This is a genomic window from Nocardia sp. CA-290969 (assembly GCF_050936135.1).
In the GTDB taxonomy this organism is placed as follows: Bacteria; Actinomycetota; Actinomycetes; order Mycobacteriales; family Mycobacteriaceae; genus Nocardia.
Map to the genome: position 1 here is coordinate 2,501,341 of NZ_JBNJNJ010000001.1, position 19,741 is coordinate 2,521,081.

16 protein-coding genes are annotated in these 19,741 nt (G+C 68.5%); 10 read left to right on the forward strand and 6 right to left on the reverse strand.

The window, feature by feature from the left end; translation table 11 throughout:
• Positions 1-22: 22 nt before the first annotated feature.
• Positions 23-1,180, reverse strand: a complete 1,158-nt coding sequence (locus ACQEVO_RS11670) for a class I SAM-dependent methyltransferase (RefSeq protein ID WP_432912075.1) — start codon at positions 1,178-1,180, stop codon at positions 23-25.
• A gap of 14 nt (positions 1,181-1,194) precedes the next feature.
• On the opposite strand from ACQEVO_RS11670, the gene ACQEVO_RS11675 reads away from it, so the two are divergent.
• The gene (locus tag ACQEVO_RS11675) at positions 1,195-1,761 is read left to right on the forward strand and encodes a dTDP-4-dehydrorhamnose 3,5-epimerase family protein (protein WP_432912078.1); all 567 of its coding nucleotides are present in this window, start codon (positions 1,195-1,197) and stop codon (positions 1,759-1,761) included.
• Here ACQEVO_RS11675 and ACQEVO_RS11680 read toward each other — a convergent pair.
• Genes ACQEVO_RS11680 through ACQEVO_RS11695 form a run of 4 tightly spaced genes read right to left on the reverse strand, consistent with a single transcriptional unit; the run spans position 1,745 to position 5,449 of the window.
• Positions 1,745-2,773 carry an NAD-dependent epimerase/dehydratase family protein gene (locus ACQEVO_RS11680; protein ID WP_432912081.1) on the reverse strand — a complete coding sequence of 343 codons (1,029 nt, stop codon included), beginning with the start codon at positions 2,771-2,773 and terminating at the stop codon, positions 1,745-1,747. The genes ACQEVO_RS11675 and ACQEVO_RS11680 overlap by 17 nt on opposite strands.
• 2 nt (positions 2,774-2,775) lie before the next feature.
• Positions 2,776-3,426: a PIG-L deacetylase family protein gene (locus ACQEVO_RS11685; protein ID WP_432912083.1), complete on the reverse strand. Its 651-nt coding sequence runs from the start codon at positions 3,424-3,426 to the stop codon at positions 2,776-2,778.
• Positions 3,423-4,205 carry a glucose-1-phosphate cytidylyltransferase gene (locus tag ACQEVO_RS11690; RefSeq protein ID WP_432912085.1) on the reverse strand — a complete coding sequence of 261 codons (783 nt, stop codon included), beginning with the start codon at positions 4,203-4,205 and terminating at the stop codon, positions 3,423-3,425. The genes ACQEVO_RS11685 and ACQEVO_RS11690 overlap by 4 nt, the downstream gene beginning before the upstream one ends.
• A complete protein-coding gene (locus ACQEVO_RS11695) occupies positions 4,202-5,449 on the reverse strand; it encodes a class I SAM-dependent methyltransferase (protein WP_432912087.1) in 1,248 nt (415 codons plus the stop codon). The genes ACQEVO_RS11690 and ACQEVO_RS11695 overlap by 4 nt, the downstream gene beginning before the upstream one ends.
• 440 nt (positions 5,450-5,889) lie before the next feature.
• Between ACQEVO_RS11695 and ACQEVO_RS11700 the strand changes: the two genes are divergently transcribed.
• On the forward strand, positions 5,890-7,377 hold the full coding sequence (locus tag ACQEVO_RS11700) for a sugar transferase (RefSeq protein ID WP_432912089.1): 1,488 nt from the start codon (positions 5,890-5,892) through the stop codon (positions 7,375-7,377).
• 60 nt (positions 7,378-7,437) lie between these two features.
• On the opposite strand, the gene ACQEVO_RS11705 is transcribed toward ACQEVO_RS11700, so the two are convergent.
• Positions 7,438-10,686 carry an arabinosyltransferase domain-containing protein gene (locus ACQEVO_RS11705; RefSeq protein ID WP_432922594.1) on the reverse strand — a complete coding sequence of 1,083 codons (3,249 nt, stop codon included), beginning with the start codon at positions 10,684-10,686 and terminating at the stop codon, positions 7,438-7,440.
• A gap of 345 nt (positions 10,687-11,031) precedes the next feature.
• Here ACQEVO_RS11705 and ACQEVO_RS11710 point away from each other — a divergent pair, with 345 nt between their 5' ends.
• From ACQEVO_RS11710 to ACQEVO_RS11745, 8 genes are all read left to right on the forward strand, one after another.
• Complete coding sequence (locus ACQEVO_RS11710) at positions 11,032-11,493, forward strand: SRPBCC family protein (RefSeq protein ID WP_432912091.1); 462 nt, start codon at positions 11,032-11,034, stop codon at positions 11,491-11,493.
• 189 nt (positions 11,494-11,682) lie between these two features.
• Complete coding sequence (locus ACQEVO_RS11715) at positions 11,683-12,894, forward strand: cytochrome P450 (RefSeq protein WP_432912093.1); 1,212 nt, start codon at positions 11,683-11,685, stop codon at positions 12,892-12,894.
• Positions 12,895-12,927: 33 nt separating this feature from the next.
• Positions 12,928-13,746, forward strand: a complete 819-nt coding sequence (locus tag ACQEVO_RS11720; protein WP_432912095.1) for a mycofactocin-coupled SDR family oxidoreductase — start codon at positions 12,928-12,930, stop codon at positions 13,744-13,746.
• Positions 13,747-13,861: 115 nt separating this feature from the next.
• A complete protein-coding gene (locus ACQEVO_RS11725) occupies positions 13,862-15,439 on the forward strand; it encodes a long-chain-fatty-acid--CoA ligase (RefSeq protein ID WP_432922597.1) in 1,578 nt (525 codons plus the stop codon).
• A gap of 291 nt (positions 15,440-15,730) precedes the next feature.
• Positions 15,731-16,375 carry an ABC transporter permease gene (locus tag ACQEVO_RS11730; protein WP_432912097.1) on the forward strand — a complete coding sequence of 215 codons (645 nt, stop codon included), beginning with the start codon at positions 15,731-15,733 and terminating at the stop codon, positions 16,373-16,375.
• 61 nt (positions 16,376-16,436) lie between these two features.
• A complete protein-coding gene (locus ACQEVO_RS11735) occupies positions 16,437-17,876 on the forward strand; it encodes an ATP-binding cassette domain-containing protein (RefSeq protein WP_432912100.1) in 1,440 nt (479 codons plus the stop codon).
• Positions 17,873-18,610 carry an ABC transporter permease gene (locus ACQEVO_RS11740; RefSeq protein ID WP_432912102.1) on the forward strand — a complete coding sequence of 246 codons (738 nt, stop codon included), beginning with the start codon at positions 17,873-17,875 and terminating at the stop codon, positions 18,608-18,610. The genes ACQEVO_RS11735 and ACQEVO_RS11740 overlap by 4 nt, the downstream gene beginning before the upstream one ends.
• Positions 18,607-19,590 carry a glycine betaine ABC transporter substrate-binding protein gene (locus ACQEVO_RS11745; RefSeq protein ID WP_432912104.1) on the forward strand — a complete coding sequence of 328 codons (984 nt, stop codon included), beginning with the start codon at positions 18,607-18,609 and terminating at the stop codon, positions 19,588-19,590. Before ACQEVO_RS11740 ends, ACQEVO_RS11745 begins: the two co-directional genes overlap by 4 nt.
• The last annotated feature ends 151 nt before the right edge of the window (positions 19,591-19,741 follow it).

Here is a 19,741-nt window from a genome sequence, read left to right on the forward strand (position 1 = left end):
CGATGCCCGGCGGCACCCTGCGCTACCGGATGGGCCGCTCCCGCGCATATCCGGCCGGATCGTCGACCAGCCAGCGCCCGGCCAGTTCCGGGAAACGCTCGCAGACCTCGCCGTACAGGTCGGGGACGGTGAGCAGTACCCGGTCCGGCCGCGCCGCTAGCAGATCCGCCGGGGCGATGATCGGCACATCCGTACCCGGCATCCGCCGACCCTGTTTGGCGGGTGCCGCGTCCGCGACCGCCCGCAGCAGGTCACGCCGCACCCGGGCCCGGCAGAACAGCGCCACCGCGCGGGAGGCCGCGCCGTAAGCGTAGACCCGGCTGCCGCGAGCCGCCTCCTCCCGAAGTGTGCTGCGCAGGTACTCGGTGTGCCGGTCCGCCGCGTGCTGTAATTCGCGCACTGCCGCCGGATCGCGCATCCCGGCCTCGCGGGCGAGGATCCGGTGCACCGCCTCGTCGGGCTCGGCCGGGCCGTGCACCGCTGCGAGCAGCACCGTGCCGCCGTACAGGCCGAAATCCCAGGCGGTGACGACCGACATGCCCACCGCGGCCAGCATGGCTCGGAGCACCTCGAGGGTGTAGTAGGCGAAATGGCCGTGCCGCAACGCATTCCATTGGCCGGTGGCCACGATCGTGTGCAGCGAATGGTATTGCATCAGCAGCACACCCGCCGGTGCGGTCGCCGCGGCCCGGCCGGCCACCGCTGCGGCCTGGTCGCGTTCGTGCATGAGCCCGAACGAATCCAGCACCACGTCCGCGGGGCCGCCGGTCGGGTGATAGCCGCGGTCGGCGAGCAATTCCAGCCAGCTACCACCGTGCGGGCTGGTGAACTCGCGCACCGTCGTGCCCCGGAGCAACCCGGCCGCCGCGACCCGGCGCACCGCGTCGGCGGCCTGGTCCCGCAGGGCACGCGGTTCGACGCCGCGCGGTTCGGCGGTCACCGTATCGTCGTGCGCCAGTTGCGCCAGGCCGCAGCCGCGGCACAGCACCATCGCCAGCGGATGCGCTGTTTCGCCCGGCTCGTACGGTTCGGTGGCGAGCGGGAAATGGTCGGCCGCGGGCATCGGCCCGAGGTCCAGCACCGTCACCGGTTCGCGGCGGCGGCAGGCGCGGCATCCCGCAGGCTCGGGCCGTGACGGCCGGGCCGCGGCGGGCGGCGCCGGCAGCGGATGCCCGGTCATGGCACGATCTCCCGGTGCGAATCGAAGAGACGGAACTCGCCGATGTGGTGCTGCTGGTACCCGAACCGTTCCGGGATGCCCGCGGCCTGTTCACCCGCACCTTCGACACCGCGATCTTCGAGGCCCGTTTCGGCGCGGGCGCGGCCGCCGCGTTCGTGCAGGATTCGCAGTCGCGCTCGGCCCGCGGGGTGATCCGCGGGATGCACGGGCGAGCCGGCCGGGGGGAGGCCAAACTGGTGCGGTGCGCTCACGGGGCGGTGCACGACATCCTCGTCGATATCCGTCCCGGCTCGCCCACGTTCGGGCACAGCCAGGCATTTCTGCTGGACGACGACAGTTTCGGCCACCTGTACGTCCCGCCCGGCTTCCTGCACGGTTTCCAGGCGCTCACCGAGACCGCCGACGTGTGCTACCGCATCGACCGGCCGCACGACCCCACGGAGGATCTCGCCGTCGCCTACGACGATCTCGATCTCGCCCTGGCCTGGCCGCAAGAATGCACCCGGGTTTCGGCCCGCGACCGCGCGGCGGGCAGCTGGCGCGCACTGCTCGAATCCGGGCATCTCACACACCGGTCCTGATCCGCCGCAGGCCGGCGTCCACCGCACCCACACTGCCCAGCTGCCGTAACCGGGCCAGCCGGACGAACCGCTCCGCGAAATCCGCCGCGGTCAGACCGTGGGCCACGTACTCGGTGTGGAGCTGCGCCGCGCCCGCGGCCACCGTCCAGCGCGCCGTGTACCCGAGTTCGCGCCGGGCCGCACCGAAGTCGACCCGGTAGGAGCGGGGATCGGCACCCGATTCCCCGGTGATCACCACCTCCGAACCCGGTACGACCGCCGCCACCGCCTGGGCGATCTCGGCGACCGTGCAATTGTTGACCTCGGTTCCGATGTTGTAGGCGCGGCAGGCGATCGCCGCCACCGGTGCCTCCAGGCAGACCGCGAAGGCCTCGGCGATATCCTCCGCGTGCACCAGCGGCCGCCAGGGCGTGCCGTCGGAGAGCACCTTCACCACCCCGTCCAGGACGGCGTGGCCGACCAGATTGTTCAGCACGATATCGGCGCGCAGCCGCGGCGAGAACCCGAACGCGGTCGCGTTGCGCAGGAACACCGGCGCGAAATCGGCGTCCGCGAGCGCGACCAGATCGTCCTCCACCCGCACCTTGCTCTCCGCGTACGGGGTGATCGGCCGCAGCGGCGCGTTCTCGTCGACCAGTTCGTCCCCGGCCGCGCCGTACACCGAACAGGTCGAGGCGTACAGGAACCGCCGGACCCCGGCGTCCTTGGCCATCCGCGCCAGCCGCACCGATGCGCGATGGTTGATGTCGTGGGTGATCTCGGGTACCAGCGCACCGAGCGGATCGTTGGACAGTGCCGCCAGATGGACCACCGCGTCGAACCCGGTGAGCTGACCGGCCGACACGTCCCGCAGGTCGGCGGTCATCGTCGGCGGGTCCTGCGGGACCGGGCCCAGGACACAGTCGGCGAACAACCCGGTGTCCAGGCCGGTCACCTCGTGCCCGCGGGCCTGCAGGACCGGCACCATGACGGTGCCGAGATAGCCCTGATGGCCGGTGACCAGAACTCGCATGGTTATGCCTCTCCGAATTCGAGTACGGCTTTGATCAGGTCGAATCCCTCGGCATACGCTGCGCGGCACTGGACGCCGCGCACGCGCGCCAGCCCCCGGAACGCCTCCTCGTCGAACCAGTCGCGGTTCGCCTGCGAGGGATAGCATTCGGCGAGGATCCGGGCCTTGTGCCGGACGGTCTCCGGCGTCACCGGATGCAATACCGCCGGCCGCGGAGTATCGGTCTCCCATTTGAGGATTTCGTAGCCGAGTATCAAATGGTCCCGGAACTCCGTGGGCGCCAGCTCCGCCAGCAGCCGATGATCCTGGTGGGCGTCACCGCGCTGCGGGGCGAATACGATCTCGGGTTCGGTACCGCGGCGGAACTCCGCGAGCGCGTCCTTCACCCGGTCCCAATGGGCGGGCGCCCGCCCGTCCGGGAAATCGAGCACCGTCAGCTCCAGATCGGCGCTGCCGCAGAAGGAGCCGAGCGCGGCGGCTTCTTCCGCCGCGCGTTCGGTGCCGCGGCCGGTGAGCACCAGCGCCCGGACCCGCAGGTCCGGATACCGGCCGGTCAGCGTCAGCAGGGTCGCGCCCATACCGATGGCGATATCGTCGCAGTGCGCGCCGAGCAGCGCGATCTCGGTGAGTCGCGCGGGAACGAGCGTGATCACGAGGCGGCTCGCTCCCACACCATCCAGGGACGCTCGCCGCGGTGGTAGCCGGCGTCGAGTTCCGCGCGTTCCTTGAACGTATCGGCCGGTTTCCAGAACCCGTCGTGCTGGTACCCGTACAGCCGGCCGATCGCGGCCAGCGCCCCGCAGACGTCTTCCACCAGATCCCCGTTCTCCGGCAGATGCTCGAAGATCTCCTGGGTGAGCACGAAATAGCCGCCGTTCTCCCAGATCGGGAGTTTGCTCACCGGGGTGATCTGTTTGACCTCGCCACCGGGCAGGACATCGACGCAATGGAACGACGACTGCGGCGGCACGATCATCATCGACGCGGCCGCACCGGACGCGGTGAACTGCTCGATCATCCGGTTCAGCGGGGCGTCGGTGAGGACGTCGGAATAGTTCGCCAGGAACACCTCGTCACCGTCCAGGTACGGCCGCACCCGGCGCAGGCGTTCCCCGATCGCCGATTCGAGACCGGTGTCGACGAAGGTGATCGTCCAGTCCGCGATATCGGAGTGCAGCAACTCGACCTGCCCGTCGCGGATGACGAAATCGTTGGACATCGTCTCCTGGTAGGTCAGGAAGAAGTTCTTGATGTGATGCGCCCCGTACCCCAGACAGAGGATGAATTCGGTGTGCCCGTAGTGGGCGTAGTACCGCATCACATGCCAGATCAGCGGCCGCGGGCCCACCATCTGCATCGGTTTCGGCGGGCTGTCGGCCTCCCCGCTGCGCATCCGCATCCCGTAGCCGCCGCAGAACAATACGACCTTCACCGCGCGCCGACCTCCACCGGACCCGGCGCCACCACCGCGACGGTGGGCAGCGGGAACACCAGCCGCCCACCCCATTCACCGATATACCGCAACTGTTCGCCGAGCTCATCGGCCAGGTTCCAGGGCAGGACGACGACGAAATCCGGGCGGTCGGCGGCGATCCGCTCGGGCGGATGGATGGGGATCCGGGTGCCCGGGGTGTAGCGGCCGTGCTTGTAGGGGTTGCGGTCCACCGTGTATTCGAGCAGGTCGGGCCGGATGCCGCAGTAGTTCAGCAGCGTATTGCCTTTACCGGGTGCCCCGTAGCCGACCACGCGTTTGCCCGCGGATTTCTGGTCCAGCAGGAAACGCAGCAGATCACGGCGCACCTCTTCGGCCCGCTCACGCAGCGGCCGGTAGCCGTCCACCGTATGCAATCCGGCGTCGGCCTCGGCGGCCAGCAGCTGCGCGACGCGCGGCGTGGGCTCGGCCGCGGCGGTCGGCCGGGCCCAGATACGCAGCGAGCCGCCGTGCGTGGGCAGGGTCTCCACATCGGCGACCGCCAGACCGGCCGTCGCCAGCGCACGCTGCGCCGACGCGAGGGTGTAGTACTGGAAATGCTCGTGGTAGACGGTGTCGAACTGGCCGTACCGCACGAGGTTCAGTGCATGGTGCACCTCGAGGGAGAGCCAGCCGTCGTCGGCGACCAAGGCCCGCAGCGCGCGGGTGAAACCGCGCAGATCGGGGATATGGGCGTAGACGTTGTTCGCCACGACCAGGTCGGCCGGGCCGTGTTCGGCGCGGACGCGGCGCGCGGTGGCCTCGTCCAGGAATTCGGTCAGGGTGGGCACCCCGGCCGCCCGGGCGGCCGCGCCCACGTTCTCCGCCGGTTCGATGCCCAGGCAGGGGACACCGGCTTCGACCACCGTGCGCAGCAGGTAGCCGTCGTTGCTCGCGACCTCCACCACGAACGACTCACTGTCCAGGCCGAACCGCGCGATCGCGGACGCGGCGAAATCCCGCGCGTGCCGGACCCAGCTGTCGGAGTACGAGGAGAAATACGCGTACTCGGTGAACGTCTCGGCCGGGGTGATCAGGGCCGGGATCTGCAGCAGCAGGCAGTCCGCGCACAGCCGCAGATGCAGGGGGTAGGTGATCTCCGGGAGGTTTAACGCCTCCTCGGACAGGAAACTCTCGCAAGGTGGTGTCGCCCCCAGGTCCAGGACACTGGTCAGCCGGGACGAATCACACAATCGACAATGCACTCGGGCTCCACTCGAACGGTCACGGATATCGGCGGCGCCCCGCAGCTCCGAGAAGTGGCTTCTCTCTTGCCGATCGACGGGAAAGTTAGCACCGATCCGGCGCAACTGCGACACGGTCGCGGGTGAAATTCTCGCGGAAGTGAAGAATGGCATATCTTCAGCAAACCGCGTAACGATCGGCCGCGCGGCGACGATTGTCATCGTCCGAAACCGCGCTTCACGACTGCGCGACACCGTGTTCGGTGAATTCGCTATCGCGAACCCATTCTCCACACTTGTGCCGGACGGCGACAGGGGCAATACTTTCGCAACAGGCCGGCCCGGTCTCGGCGCGCCTCGACATTATCGGGGCCGGGCTTCCTGTAAAACAGCGTGCTTCCGGTTGTCATGGATGGGAACCGGAAGCGCGGCGGGTTCGACGTTCAAGCGAGTACATTTTCATGGTTCTGGATCTCCGGGGAGTCGGCGGCATCGTCGACCTGCACCTGCCGAATCCCGCTGATCGGGACTCCTGGCGCGCGGGTCATCTCCGCCGGCTCGCCGGTACCGACACCCTCGTGGTCACGCTGGCGGCGCTGGGCGCGCACCTGGCTGCCCTCGCCGCCGAAGCACCGGCCGCGGCGTTCGATCTGCGGGCGGTGGCCCTCACGATCGCAGTGGCGGCCGGGTGGTCGATCATGCTCGGGTGGAACGGTTCCCGTGCCCCGCACACCGTGGGCGCCGGTAGCGACGAGTACCGGCGGCTCGTTTCGGCCACTCTCCAGTTGTTCGGCGCGCTCGCGATCGCGGCGCTGATCCTGCGGATCGACAGCGCGCAGGGATACCTGGTGGTCGCATTGCCGGCCGGCCTGTCGGGACTGGTCGTGACCCGGGCGCTGTGGCGGGGTCATACGGCCCGCCGCCGGGCGTCGGGCCGGTACCGGCGTTCCGTGCTCGTCGTGGGTGGTCCCGAGGCGGCCCGGGCCATCGCCGCCGCCCTGTCGGAACAGGATATGTACGGCTATCACGTCGTCGGGGTGTGCACGCCGACCGGTGCCGCGCTCGCCGAACCCGCCACGCTGCGGGCCGGCCGTCGCGATATCCCCATCGTCGGTGACGACCGTTCCGTACGCAGCGCCGTCCGCCGCATCGGCGCCGATACCGTCGTGGTGATGGCCACCGATCGGCTGGGTCCGCGCGATATCCGCAGGCTCGCCTGGGATCTCGATGCGTTCGGCACCGACCTCATCGTCGCGCCCGGAGTCATGGACATCTCCGGCACCCGCATGTCGAGTCAGGTACTGGCCGGTATGCCGATGCTGCATATCGAGCGGCCGCAATACGACCGGGCGCTCTCCCTGGGCAAGGCCGTATTCGATATCTGCTTTTCCACGCTGGTCCTGGTGCTGATCTCGCCGATGCTGCTGGCCATTGCCGTAGCGGTCAAAACAACCAGTACCGGACCGGTTTTCTATCTGTCGGAGCGGATAGGCATGGACGGCAAACCATTCCGGATGGTGAAATTCCGCAGTATGTACGTGCGGGCCGACCGGGAAGCGTCCGCGCTGATCACCGCACACGGCGGTAACCCGCTGTTCTTCAAACTGAAGAACGATCCCAGAGTCACCCCGGTCGGCCGTTTCCTGCGCCGATACAGCCTCGACGAGCTACCTCAGTTCTTCAATGTGCTGTCCCGGGATATGAGCGTGGTGGGGCCACGCCCGCAGGTGCGGCGCGAGGTCCACTCCTATGACGGAGTGATGCGCCGGCGATTACTGGTGCGTCCCGGTATCACAGGGCTGTGGCAGGTGAGCGGGCGTTCGGACCTGTCCCCGGAGGAGTCCGTGGAATTCGATATCTCCTACGTCGAGAATTGGTCCATGTTGCTCGATGTGCGGATCATCGCGCGCACGTTGCGGGCTGTTCTCCGGGGCGACGGGGCCTACTGAACCCACCGGAACCCGCTGCCGTCGAGCGCTGCCGCACGGGAACCGCTCGCGCACCGCGGTTCACCAGGAGACATTGATCGGTCCGGGACTCCACAAGCCGCCGTGCGTTTCCTGGGTGACCGCCGGAACGGCCGGCCGTGTCGCGGGGTCGAGGGGGGTGAGCCGCTGCAGCTGACCCCAGTCGTGGCTCCAATCGTCCTTCAGATAGGTGGCCAGGGTCTGCGACCGCAGCAGCTGGCGGGTCCAGCCGAGCGGGCCGCCACCGTCGTGGCTCTGCCACATCGACGTGGTCGCCGACGCCGGGCGGTTGGGCAGGATGCGCCAGCCGGGCGGCTGGGCGATACCGTCCTTGTGGTCGTAGGGCCGCTGGCACGGGAACTGCAGGCCCACCGCCCAGTCCAGCAGGACCGGTTGCTGCGAGCCGATCAGCTCGTTGACGGTCCGGGTCCGCGGGATACGTGGCGGCGTGAGCGCCATCCACTCCTGGGAGTCGACGGACAGGTCCCTGGCCTTGATGCGCACCACATCGGCCTGCGCGGGAATCTCGTCCAGCGGTATCCGCAGGTTCCGCCAGGACGGGGACGGGCCGATATCGATGGGCATCGCCACGCCGAGTGGCCGGGCGCTGGTCGCCGATTCCGCGGTGCCGTATTCGATATCCACCGGCTGCCCCGGCATCACCGAACCGTCCTGGGTGATCGCCCGGAAACGGCCGGCCGCGGTGATAGCCATGATCCCGTCCCGCTCCGCGGGCGCGGGCAGCCGGTACCAGCCGGTGGTCAACTCGGCCGCCTCCTGCTGTCCGGCGGTGCCGAGCACCGGCGTGGCGGGGGAGAGCCCGAAGGGCAGCGGCGCCCCGCCGGTCTGTGTCCGGGAACTGCCGTCGGAGCCCTCGTCGTCCAGGGCATCGGCGATACTGCTCTCCTTGTCCTTCGGCTGATCGTCGTCGGAGGTCACATTCGCGACCCCGTGCGGTACGAAACCGGTGCCGTCGCCGCGGAAGGTACTCGCGGCGTCGCCGGACAGCGGTGGCAGCATCGCGGCGTTCGGATCGGTTTCGACCAGCACATCGTTGGCCATCCCGCACGGTTCACCGCGGACCGCGTCGATATTGGAGCGCGCCAGGGAGAAGGCCGGGTACTGGGTGGCGGCGGCGGTGGCGAACGAGCCCACCTGGAACAGCACGATCAGGGCGGCCGCCACCGTCAGCGGCGGGATCTTCGCCAGCCGCCAGGCCCGGCGCGAAACACGGTGCGGAATACCCGGTTCGGGCGCCCGCAGATGCCACCAGGCCGCCAGTACCAGGCACAGGACCGCGACCGTCAGGAAGATCTGGCTCATGCCGAGGCCACCGATGGACGGCGCCTCGTTCCACCACGGGATGCCGTGATCGGAGGCGTAGAACCATTTGTTGACGCCGGTGAAGATCTGCGCCAGCGCCACCGCGACGATGGCGGCGAACAGGGCCCGGTAGCGCGGCGCCCGCATCACCTTCGGTCCCACCGCCACGGCCGTGACGACGGCGACCGCCCCGGCCAGACCGGCGAATACGCCGTTGTGGTGGGTGAACTTCGTCGGAACGGTCGCCATCAGCAGCATCGCGCCGAAGGTGATCCCCAGCAGCCGTTTCGCCGGACCCGGCGCGACGAACGGGATCCGGCCGCCCTTGCGCAACATCACGAACGCGCACACCAGCAGTCCCAGCCACATGGCGACCATCCCGAACCGGCGCCCGATCGAACCGTCGGCCGTAGGGGTGAACAACCGCTGATAGGCGACATAGTCGTCGTACCACGGGATCGAGGGGCCCACCTCGTTGTGCACACGGGTCATCTCGAACATCGCCGATAGCGGCTGGACGCCGAAGGCGAAAACCAGGACCAGAGTTCCGGCGGCGGTCAGCGGGGCGAGCAGTGCGCCGTAGGCCAGTATCCGGGTGACCCGCGAGCGTTCGCCGGGCGCCGGCATCCGGCGGGCCCGATCGGTGGCGAACCGCACCACCGACCGGGCCCCGGCGGCCAAGGGCGCGAAGCAGATCACACCCGACGGTGCGGCGGTGAGGCTGAACGCGGCGATCAGGATGGCGATCGCGTAGGGCAGAAGCTGTTTGGCCGCGATGGCACGTTCGACGAAACACCAGGTGAGCAATACGGCGACCGCGATCACCGGTTCCGGGCGCAACCCGTTGTTGTAGGGCAGCCACACCGCCAGGAATCCCAGCGCCCCGGTCCAGACGACGACCCGGTCGCGCCGTAGCACGACGCCCAGCCGGGGGATCACCTCCCGGCTCAGTGCCAGCCACGCGAGGAAACCGGCCAGCAGGGTCGGCAACCGCACCCACGGGCTGGCGATACTGATTTCGGTCAGCTGGGCGATCACGTCGTAGGGCGGCGTGCCCACCGGGTTCTCGGGGACCCCGAAGAACCGGAAATAGTTGGACATATAACCGGACGCCAGGGAGGTGCGGGCCATGCCGAACTGGTAACCGTCGTCCGATGTCGTGGACCCGATGAAATGCCAGACCACCAGCGTCCCGAGCACCGCGGCGTCGACACCGGTGACGCTGCGCCACCGCTGCGGTACCGCGAACCGGATCCGCCGGCCCGCGGAATGATCCAGCCGGAACAATGCCACCAGCGAGGCCAGCGCGCACAGTACCGCCAGGACGCCGGCCGCCCGTTTGACGAATGACGGGACCACCGAGAACCGGCTGTCGACCTCCGCGGTCACCGTCGTCCCCGCCGAGCCGTCGAGATCGCTGAAGATGCCGACGAGTTGCGGTCGGAAATCACCCTGCAGGACCACCGGCTGGACAGCGGTTCCGGTGAGTTCCGCGGTGGTCAGCGAACGGTCGGAATGCACGGTGAGGGTCGCGTCGCCGAGTTCGGCGACCGGCAGACTGAACATCGACTGGCTGCGCAGCACCACCTCGAGGCGGGCGGGCGAGCCGTCCGCCGCGGGCTGGACCCGCGCCACGAATCCGTACTTCTCCAGATCGGGTGCTTGTGCGGGCATGGTCGCCGCGGCCAGGCCACCCCGTTCGGCCAGCTGTTGCAGCGCGGAGCCGGGGACGGTCGCGTCGAAGGTGACCGGCGCGTACGAGACCAGCGGTGCGGCGATGCTGTCGGTGGAGCCCTGCTGCGGCCAGGTGAGCGTCGTCTTGTCCACGTGCACCGGCAGCAGCGGTACCGCCAGGGCGAGCAGGGTGGCGAGCAGGCCGGCGACCAATGCCACCGGCTTCGCCCAGTGTCCGCGTGCGGGCCCCGGGGCCCGAGATTGCTCCGCGGGCGTCAGGTCCGCCCTCACCATGGTGTCGGTCACGGGGGGCGATGGTAACGTGACGCATTCGTTACCGGCGAAGTCGGGCAAAACATCCTCGCCCCGCTCGGCCGTGCCGAATTCCTCGCGACCGCTCGAGCAGCGACGATTCCGGCCCACCGGTATTGCGATCGGAACGGTCGAGCGACACGCCGACTTGAAACGAAAGTATTTCTGTCCAGGCCCTCGACTTCCGACGAGCCGTTGTCGGCGCCGGCTGTTTGTCCGGCGGTCACCCGGGTAGGCGGTGGATGTACCGAAACCGCAAACCCGGGGCGTCGCCGGCCGAAACCGATGCGGGCACGTGACCGGGCGTGACAGCAAGTGAGGTAGTGAATGAGCACTGTCACCGCTTCGACCGAGGTCGCGGTACCGATTCGCACCGCCTACGACCAGTGGACGCAGTTCGAATCGTTTCCGCAATTCATGGAGGGCGTCGAGCGGGTCGACCAGCTCGACGACACGCATACCCATTGGAAGGTGTCGATCGGACCGTCGGTCCGCGAGTTCGACGCCACGATCACCGAGCAGCACCCCGAGGAACGCGTGGCCTGGCGCTCCGAGGTCGGTCCGAAGCACGCCGGGGTCGTGACCTTCCACCGGATCGACGATTCGACCACCCGGGTCATCACCCAGATGGATATCGACCCGGAGGGCTTCGTCGAACAGGCGGCGGACAAATTGAAGATCCTGGATCACCGCGTCAAGGGTGATCTCGAGCGCTTCAAGGAGTTCATCGAATCCCGCGGCCACGAGACCGGGGCGTGGCGCGGTGATGTCCCGCGCCCGGGCAACTAGACCACCTGCTCACAGCGCCGAACGGGCCGGCCGGCTCGTTCGGCGCTGTGCTGTGTTATCGGCATTCCGGCACCGCGTAGGCCCCCGCTTGATAACCTCGTTACCGGAATTTGAAAGTGGGATTCTTCCGGTGTCGCTTCCGGTCGTGGAAACCCGGCGCCGCCCCGCAGCGATCGAAGGAGTTCGCCCGTGCGCCGTGCAGATCAGGTCTATTGGGACCCCTTCGACCGCGATATCGCCCGCGACCCCTACCCGGTCTACCGCAGGTTGCGGGAGGAAGCGCCGCTCTACTACAACGACGAGCACGACTTCTACGCCCTGAGCCGCTACGACGACGTCGACCGCGCACTCCTGGACTGGCAGACCTTCTCTTCCTCGCGCGGGCCGATCCTGGAGATCATCAAGGCGGGGATCGAGATCCCGCCGGGCACCTTGCTGATGGAGGATCCGCCCGCGCACGATATCCACCGCGCGCTGCTCGCGCGGGTGTTCACGCCGCGGCGGGTGCTCTCGCTGGAACCGCAGATCCGCGAGATGTGCACGCGATCGCTGGACCGTCTCGCCGGCGCCGGGAGCTTCGATCTCATGACCGCGTTCGCCAATGAGGTGCCGATGCGGGTGATCGGCATGCTGCTCGGGATCCCGGAATCCGATCAGCAGGGGGTCCGCGACCGGGCGGACGCGAATCTGCGCACCGAGCCGGGGCAGCAGATGCAGGTCTCGGACCAGGCGATCCCGCATGCCGAATCCTTCGCCGAATACATCGACTGGCGCGCCGAACACCCCTCCGACGATCTGATGACCGAACTGCTGAACGCCCAGTTCGAGGACACCGAAGGCGTGACGCGGACCCTCACCCGCCAGGAGATCCTGACCTACATCTCGGTGGTGGCCGGCGCCGGTAACGAGACCACCGCGCGGCTGCTCGGCTGGCTGGGCACGCTCCTGGCCCGCTACCCCGAGCAGCGGGCCGAACTGGTCGACGATCCGCGGCTGATCCCGAACGCGATCGAGGAAACCCTGCGCTTCGAACCCACCGGTCACGCCATCGCCCGCTACGTCACCACCGATATCGACCTGCACGGCACCACCGTGCCCGCCGGGAGCGCCATGATGCTGCTGGTCGCCTCCGCCAATCGCGATCCCGGTCGCTGGAACGATCCGGATACCTTCGATATCCACCGCCGGATCAGCAACCTGCGGACCTTCGGTTTCGGCACGCACTTCTGCCTGGGCGCCGCCCTGGCCCGGCTCGAGGCGCGCGTCGCGCTGGAGGAGTTCCTGAAACGCTTCCCCGTCTGGGAGGTCGACTGGGACGCGGTCGAACTCTCGTCCACCTCCACCATGCGCGGCTGGGAAACGGTCCCGATCACCGTCGACCACGCCGCCCTGCGCGCCTGACTCCGGCGCACCGCCACATTCCGAGGAGAAACGATGGGAAAGCTCGACGGCAAGGTCGCTTTCATCACCGGCGCCGCGCGCGGCCAGGGCCGCAGCCATGCGATCCGGCTGGCGGAGGAAGGCGCCGATGTGATCGCGGTCGATATCTGCGCCCAACTGGATTCGGTGCAGTATCCGATGGGCACCGAGGAGGAACTGGCGCAGACGGTCGCCGAAGTCGAGAAGCTGGGCCGGCGTATCGTCGCCCGCCAGGCGGACGTGCGCGAGGTGAGCGAACTGCGCCGGGTGTTCGAGGAGGGCGTCGCCGAACTCGGGCCGGTCGAGATCGTGCTCGCCAATGCCGGGATCGGCGCGGGCGGTGCGGGCGCGGCCGAAGACCGGGAATGGGACGAGGTCGTCGGCGTCAACCTGAAGGGCGTGTGGAACACCGGCCGGGTGGCGATCCCGTCGATGCTCGAACACGGCCGCGGGGGATCGATCGTGCTGACCAGTTCGACCGGCGGCATGATCGGCGTCGGTATTCCGACCGCCGGTTTCCTCGGTTACACCGCCGCCAAACACGGCGTGATCGGGCTCATGCGTTCGTGGGCGAACTTCCTTGCCCCGCACAATATCCGGGTGAACAGCGTCGCCCCGACCGCCGTGCGCACACCCATGTCCGGAGACGGCAATCTGCAGGCCATCATGGAGCGCGCCCCGGAACTGGCCCGCGCGTTGTCGAATGCCATGCCGGTGGATCTGGTGGAACCGCGGGATGTCTCGAATGCCATCGCCTGGCTGGTATCCGACGATGCCCGCTATGTCACCGGCACGGTGGTGCCGGTGGATGCGGGCCAGCTGAACAAACGGTAGCGGCCGCGGGCGGCCGAGAATGCCGAATACGCTACGAGGGGCCGGGGGCCGGGCGTAGGCTTCGGATTCGATCGACCCGAGTCTGGAGTGCGCTATGGCCGGTGCTGCGGAAATGATGTCCCGAGGAATGAGTGCGGGCGATCAGCTCACCCGCCACGCTCGCAAGATCCCGGAGACTCCGGCCCTGCGATTCGGTGGAATATCGCGTAACTACCGCTCGTTGGACGAGCGGGTTTCCCGGTTGGCGAACGCGTTGCGCGAGCGCGGCGTCGAGGCGGGCGACCGGGTGGCCGTGCTGGGCCTGAACTCGATGGAGATCGTGGAGGCGTTCCTCGCGCCGATGCGGCTCGGCGCGTTGTGCGTACCGATCAACTTCCGGCTGACCGCCGCCGAGATCGCGTATCTGCTGGCGGATTCCGGTGCGGTCGCGGCGGTGGTGGACGCCCGGTTCGCGGGTGTGCTGGCCGACGCGCGCACGCACGCGCCGGGATTGCGGGCCTGCCTCGTGATCGGCACCGAACCCGGCGCGAACGGGGATCACGGCGACGACTACGAAACGGCGCTGGCCGCGGCGGATCCGGTATGCCCCGCGTTCGCGGTCGACGAGAATTCGGCGGCGTACATCATGTACACCTCGGGGACGACCGGGCGTCCCAAGGGGGCGGTACTGACGCATACCAATCTGCTGCTGCACGCTTTCAGCGTCAGCCTGCACCAGGGCAGTTCCGGCGATGTCGATCCGGTGGCACTCAACGGCGCGCCGCTGTTCCACATCGCCGGATTGTCGAGTTATCTGATGTGCCTGCTCCCCGGCGGTACCTTCGTGATCACCGCCTCCGGCGGATTCGATCCCCGCGCCTCGGTGGAACTGCTGGCGCGCGAACGGGTTTCCAGTTGTTTCTTCGTGCCCGCGCAGTGGCAGGCGATCTGCGCGCTGCCCGATATCGGTCAGTACGATCTGTCCGCGCTGCGGCAGATCTCCTGGGGCGCGGCACCGGCCTCGACGACCCTGCTGCGCACCATGATCGAGACGTTCCCGCAGGCCGCGGTGTCGACGGCGTTCGGGCAGACCGAATGCAGCCCGGTCACCTGCACCCTGCGCGGTGAGGACGCCCTCCGCAAGATCGGCTCGGTGGGCACACCGATCCTCAATGTGGAGGCGCGCATAGTCGACGACGAGATGAACGATGTAGCGCCCGGTGCGGTCGGGGAGATCGTCTACCGGGGCCCGATGGTGATGAAGGAGTACTGGAACAAGCCGGCGGAAACGGCGGCCGCGTTCGCCGGTGGCTGGTTCCACTCCGGTGATCTGGTCCAGCAGGACGAGGACGGCTATATCTACGTCGTCGACCGTAAGAAGGACATGATCATCTCCGGCGGAGAGAACATCTACTGCGCCGAGGTGGAGAATGTGCTCGCCGCGCATCCCGGGATCGCCGATGTCGCACTGATCGGCGTGCCGCATCCCACCTGGGGTGAGGCGCCGTTCGCGGTGATCGTCCCGGCGGATCCGGCGAACCCGCCGACGGCGGAGGGAGTCGAGGTCTTCGCCCGGACTCGGCTCGCCGGATACAAATGTCCCAAGGAGATCGCGGTGGTCGCCGAACTGCCACGCAATCCCAGCGGGAAGGTGTTGAAAACCGAACTCCGGAAAACCCATGCGCACGGTGAATCGGTAATCCCCGGAGCCTGAGGGGGTTACCCCTTGGCAGGTCCGGCACCGGCGCTGCACCGACCGGCGGAACAGACCGAGTTCCCCGGCACTTGTGTTCACTGTGATCGCAACGGGGAACGATCCGCCGCGCCGTCCGTTCCCGGCCTGGTCGCGGCTCGAAATCGCCGGCCGGCCGACTGTGTGTCGAGCGCGCCGGCCGCGTGCCGTACCCGGCGCCGGCGGCCGAGATCGACTAATCTTGGCGGCTCGCGCATCCGTGACCTCGCGCGGACCGGTACCGGCCGGTCCACGGTCGACGATGGGAATCCCGTGAACATATGGAGTTACGTCCAGGGACGAGGGGAGACCCTGGCGTTCCTCACCTACCAGCACGCGTCGCTGGCGTTCCAGACCGTGCTGGCCGGCAGTGTCGTTGCCATCCTGATCGCCGTCGCGGTCTACCGGCTGCCGTTGCTGTCGGCGCTGTCGCTGACCTCGAGCCGCGTCGCCCTGACGATTCCGTCGCTGGCCCTGCTGGCGCTGCTGCTGGTGCCCTTCGGGCTCGGTGTCGTGCCGTCGTTCCTGATGCTGGCCTTCTTCGCGGCCCTACCGGTGATCGGTAACGCGATCGTGGGCCTGCGCTCGGTTCCGGCGTCGGTGATCGAATCGGCACAGGGCATCGGCTTTTCGCGCTGGCGGATCCTGTTCACCGTCGAACTGCCCATCGCCTGGCCGGTGATCCTCACCGGTATCCGGGTTTCCACGCAGATGATCGTCGGTGTCGCCGCCATCGTCGCCTATGTGCTCGGGCCGGGGCTGGGCTCGCTGATCTTCAACGGTCTGTCCCGGCTCGGTGGTGCGAACGCCCTCGAGATGGCGTTGACCGGCACCGTTCTCATCGTGATCATCGCGCTGGTCTTCGACGCGCTGCTGGTCCTGCTCGGCCGCTTCACCATCGCAAGAGGATTGTCATGACGCGCTACCGCCGCCGCTCCGGCCGCCGCAGACCGCACGAACTCGCTCCGAAGGAGGCGCCTTGACCGAGGCTGTGACCAGGCGGGCCGCCCCGGGGACGACGGATCGGGCGGTGACCGGTGCGTCGATCACCCTGGATTCGGTGGTCAAACGCTACAAAGGCCAGGAGACCCCCGCGGTGGCCCGCCTCGACCTGGAGATAGGGGCCGGCGAGATCGTCGCGTTCGTCGGGCCGTCGGGGTGCGGGAAGACGACCACGCTGAAAATGATCAACCGGCTGATCGAGCCCACCGAGGGCCGGATCCTCATCGGTGACCGTGATGTCACCCGGGAGGACCCGGACAAACTGCGGCAATCGATCGGCTACGTCATCCAATCCGGCGGGCTGTTCCCGCACTGGACCGTCGCCAAGAACGTCGGCGCGATCCCGCGGGTCCTGGGCTGGGACAAGAAACGGATCGCCGAACGCACCGAGTACCTGCTCGATCTGGTCGGTCTCGATCCGGCGGAATTCGCCGGCCGACTGCCGAAGGATATGTCCGGCGGCCAGCAGCAGCGGGTCGGGGTGGCGCGTGCCCTGGCGGCCGATCCGCCGGTGCTGCTGATGGACGAACCGTTCGGCGCGGTCGATCCGATCACCCGGGCCCGGCTCCAGGACAGCCTGCTCGCCATCCAGCACGAACTCGGCAAGACCATCGTGGTCGTCACCCACGATTTCGAGGAGGCGACCAAACTCGGCGACCGGGTGCTGATCCTGTCCGAGGGCGGGCATATCGAGCAGTACGCGACCCCGGAGGAAATCCTCACCGATCCGGCGACCCCGTTCGTGGAGGAATTCGTCGGCTCCGGCGCGAAACTCGCCTACCTGACGGTGTCCCGGGTACGCGATATCGACACCGATGAGGTGGTCACCGCCCGGGTCGGGGAACCGGCCCCCGCCGTGATCGAACGCGCGCGGGCCGCCGGGCACACCTGGGTGGTCGTCGTCGACGAGGCGGGACGGCCGCGGTCGTGGCCGACGCTCGCCGAACTCGCGACCAAACCCGAGGTCTCCGACTTCCTCGACCGGCGGCTGCCGGTGGTGGCGCGGTCCTCGACCCTCAACGACGCGCTGGACGCCATGCTCGCGACCAGCCAGGGCGCCGCCCTCGTCACCGACGGCCGCGGCGCGGTCGTGGGCTCGTTGCGCATCGGGTCGGTGACCGACGTGATCCGGGACAAACTCGCCGAGGTGCGCGAGGAGGAGCCCCAGGTTTCCTACACCACCTATGTCGACGGTACGGATCCGGCGCCGACCCCGGTGGTCGCCGCCGACGAACCGCCGGCCGAGCCCGGCGCGGAGCCGCCCGCCGCGGCCGGCGGCGGGGAACCCGGCGCGCAGGATCCGGCGAGTAGTGCGTCGTCCGCGGTGAACCGGGCGCCCGGGGGCGCGGCGGCGGCGAAACCGGCCGATTCCGGAGAATCCGGTGGTGACGACAGCGGTTCGGCCGGGGCGTCATGAACCGGCTGCGCCGTGTCCCGCTGGATGTCTGGTTCGAACCGCTCATCATTCTCGTCCTCGGTGCCGGATACATCCTGTGGTACCGGTCGACGACCTTCACGCCGACCGAGCAGGCGTCGCTGAGCTGGGCAAACCTGCAGACCACCATCCTGGAGCACGTCAAGCTCACCGTGACGGCCACGGTGATAGTGGTGGTGATCGCGATCCCGCTGGGTATCGCGCTCACTCGGCCCGCGTTGCGGCGATTCGAGCCCCTCGCGGTCAATATCGCCAATATCGGCCAGGCCGCGCCCGCGGTCGGCCTGCTCGTCCTGTTCACCTTCTGGCTGGGCACCGGGTTCCGCACGGCGATCGTGGGCCTGGTCGTGTACGCGGTGCTGCCGATCCTGCAGAACACGATCGTGGGGTTGCGGCAGGTGGATCAGCGCACGATCGAGGCGTCGCGCGGAATCGGTTTCTCGGGCGCCCGCACGCTGGTCCAGGTGGAACTGCCGCTGGCCGTACCGGTGATCCTCAACGGAGTACGCACCGCGCTGGTGATCCTGGTCGGCACCGCGACCCTCAGTACTTTCATCGGCGCCACCAGCCTCGGGACCCTGATCACCACCGGGGTCACCCTGTTCCTGCCGAAACTGCTCGTCTCCGGCGCGATCCTGGTCGCGCTGCTGGCATTGATCATCGACTGGCTGGGCCGGCTCGTCGAACTGGCCGCGACTCCGCGAGGCATCTCATGACAGCGCCCCGAACCCGGCCGGCCGCCCTGGCCGGCGCGCTCGTACTCGTGCTCGTCCTCGCCGGTTGCGGTCTGGTGAGTTCGTCCGGGACGTTCCACGATGCGACCCTGCCGGACGGCGCGCGCCCGCTGGACGGCGCGCGTATCACCGTCACCTCCAAGAGCTTCACCGAGGGCGTACTGCTGGGCAAGATCACCGCGACCTATCTGGCGGCGGCGGGTGCGGAGGTCAGCGATCTCACCGGCGCGCCCGGATCGGCGTCGTCGCGTCAGGCGCAACTCAACGGCGATGCCGATGTGCTCTGGGAGTACACCGGCACCGGCTGGGTGAACTACCACAATCGCACCGAGACCATCGCCGATCCGCAGGAGTTGTGGCAGCGCGTCCACGATATCGAGAAGAGCGAATACGACCTGGAGTGGCTGCCGCCGGCCAACTTCAACGACACCTACGCGTTCGGGGCGGCCACCCCGACCGCCGAACGTCTGGGGGTGCGTTCCCTGTCGGAGGTGGCCGCGCTGCCGGTCGCCGAGCGCACCTTCTGCGTCGACGACGAATTCTTCAGCCGCTCCGACGGTTTCCTGCCGATGCTGGAGAAATACGGAATCCCCTACAACGCCCCGAACGGCGTTCCGGCCGCCAATGTCACCCGGATGGACTCCGGCGTGGTCTATACGGCGACGGCCCAGGGCGCCCCCTGCAATTTCGGGATGATCTATACGACCGACGGCCGGGTGAAGAACCTGAACCTGGTGGTCCTCACCGACGACAGGAAGTTCTTCCTGCCCTACAGCGGTACCGCGGTGGTACGCGGCGAGATCATCGAGCGCTATCCGCAACTGCGCGCACTGCTCGGGACGATCTCCGAACGCCTGACCGACGACCTGATGCAGGAACTCAACGGCCGCGTCGATATCGACGGCGAGGATCCCGCCGACGTCGCCTACGACTGGCTGAAGGGCGAGGGGCTCGTCGAGTAGACCTCCGCGGCGACCGCACGGCACGGCGCCCGGCGTGCTCGCCGGGTCGGCGCCGTGCGGACGGTGGGTCCGAATGTTCGCACGGCGCCGGTGCCGGTGGGCCGCTGGGCGGCCGATCGTGCCGCGCGGGCGTCGCGGAGGTGGGATTCGA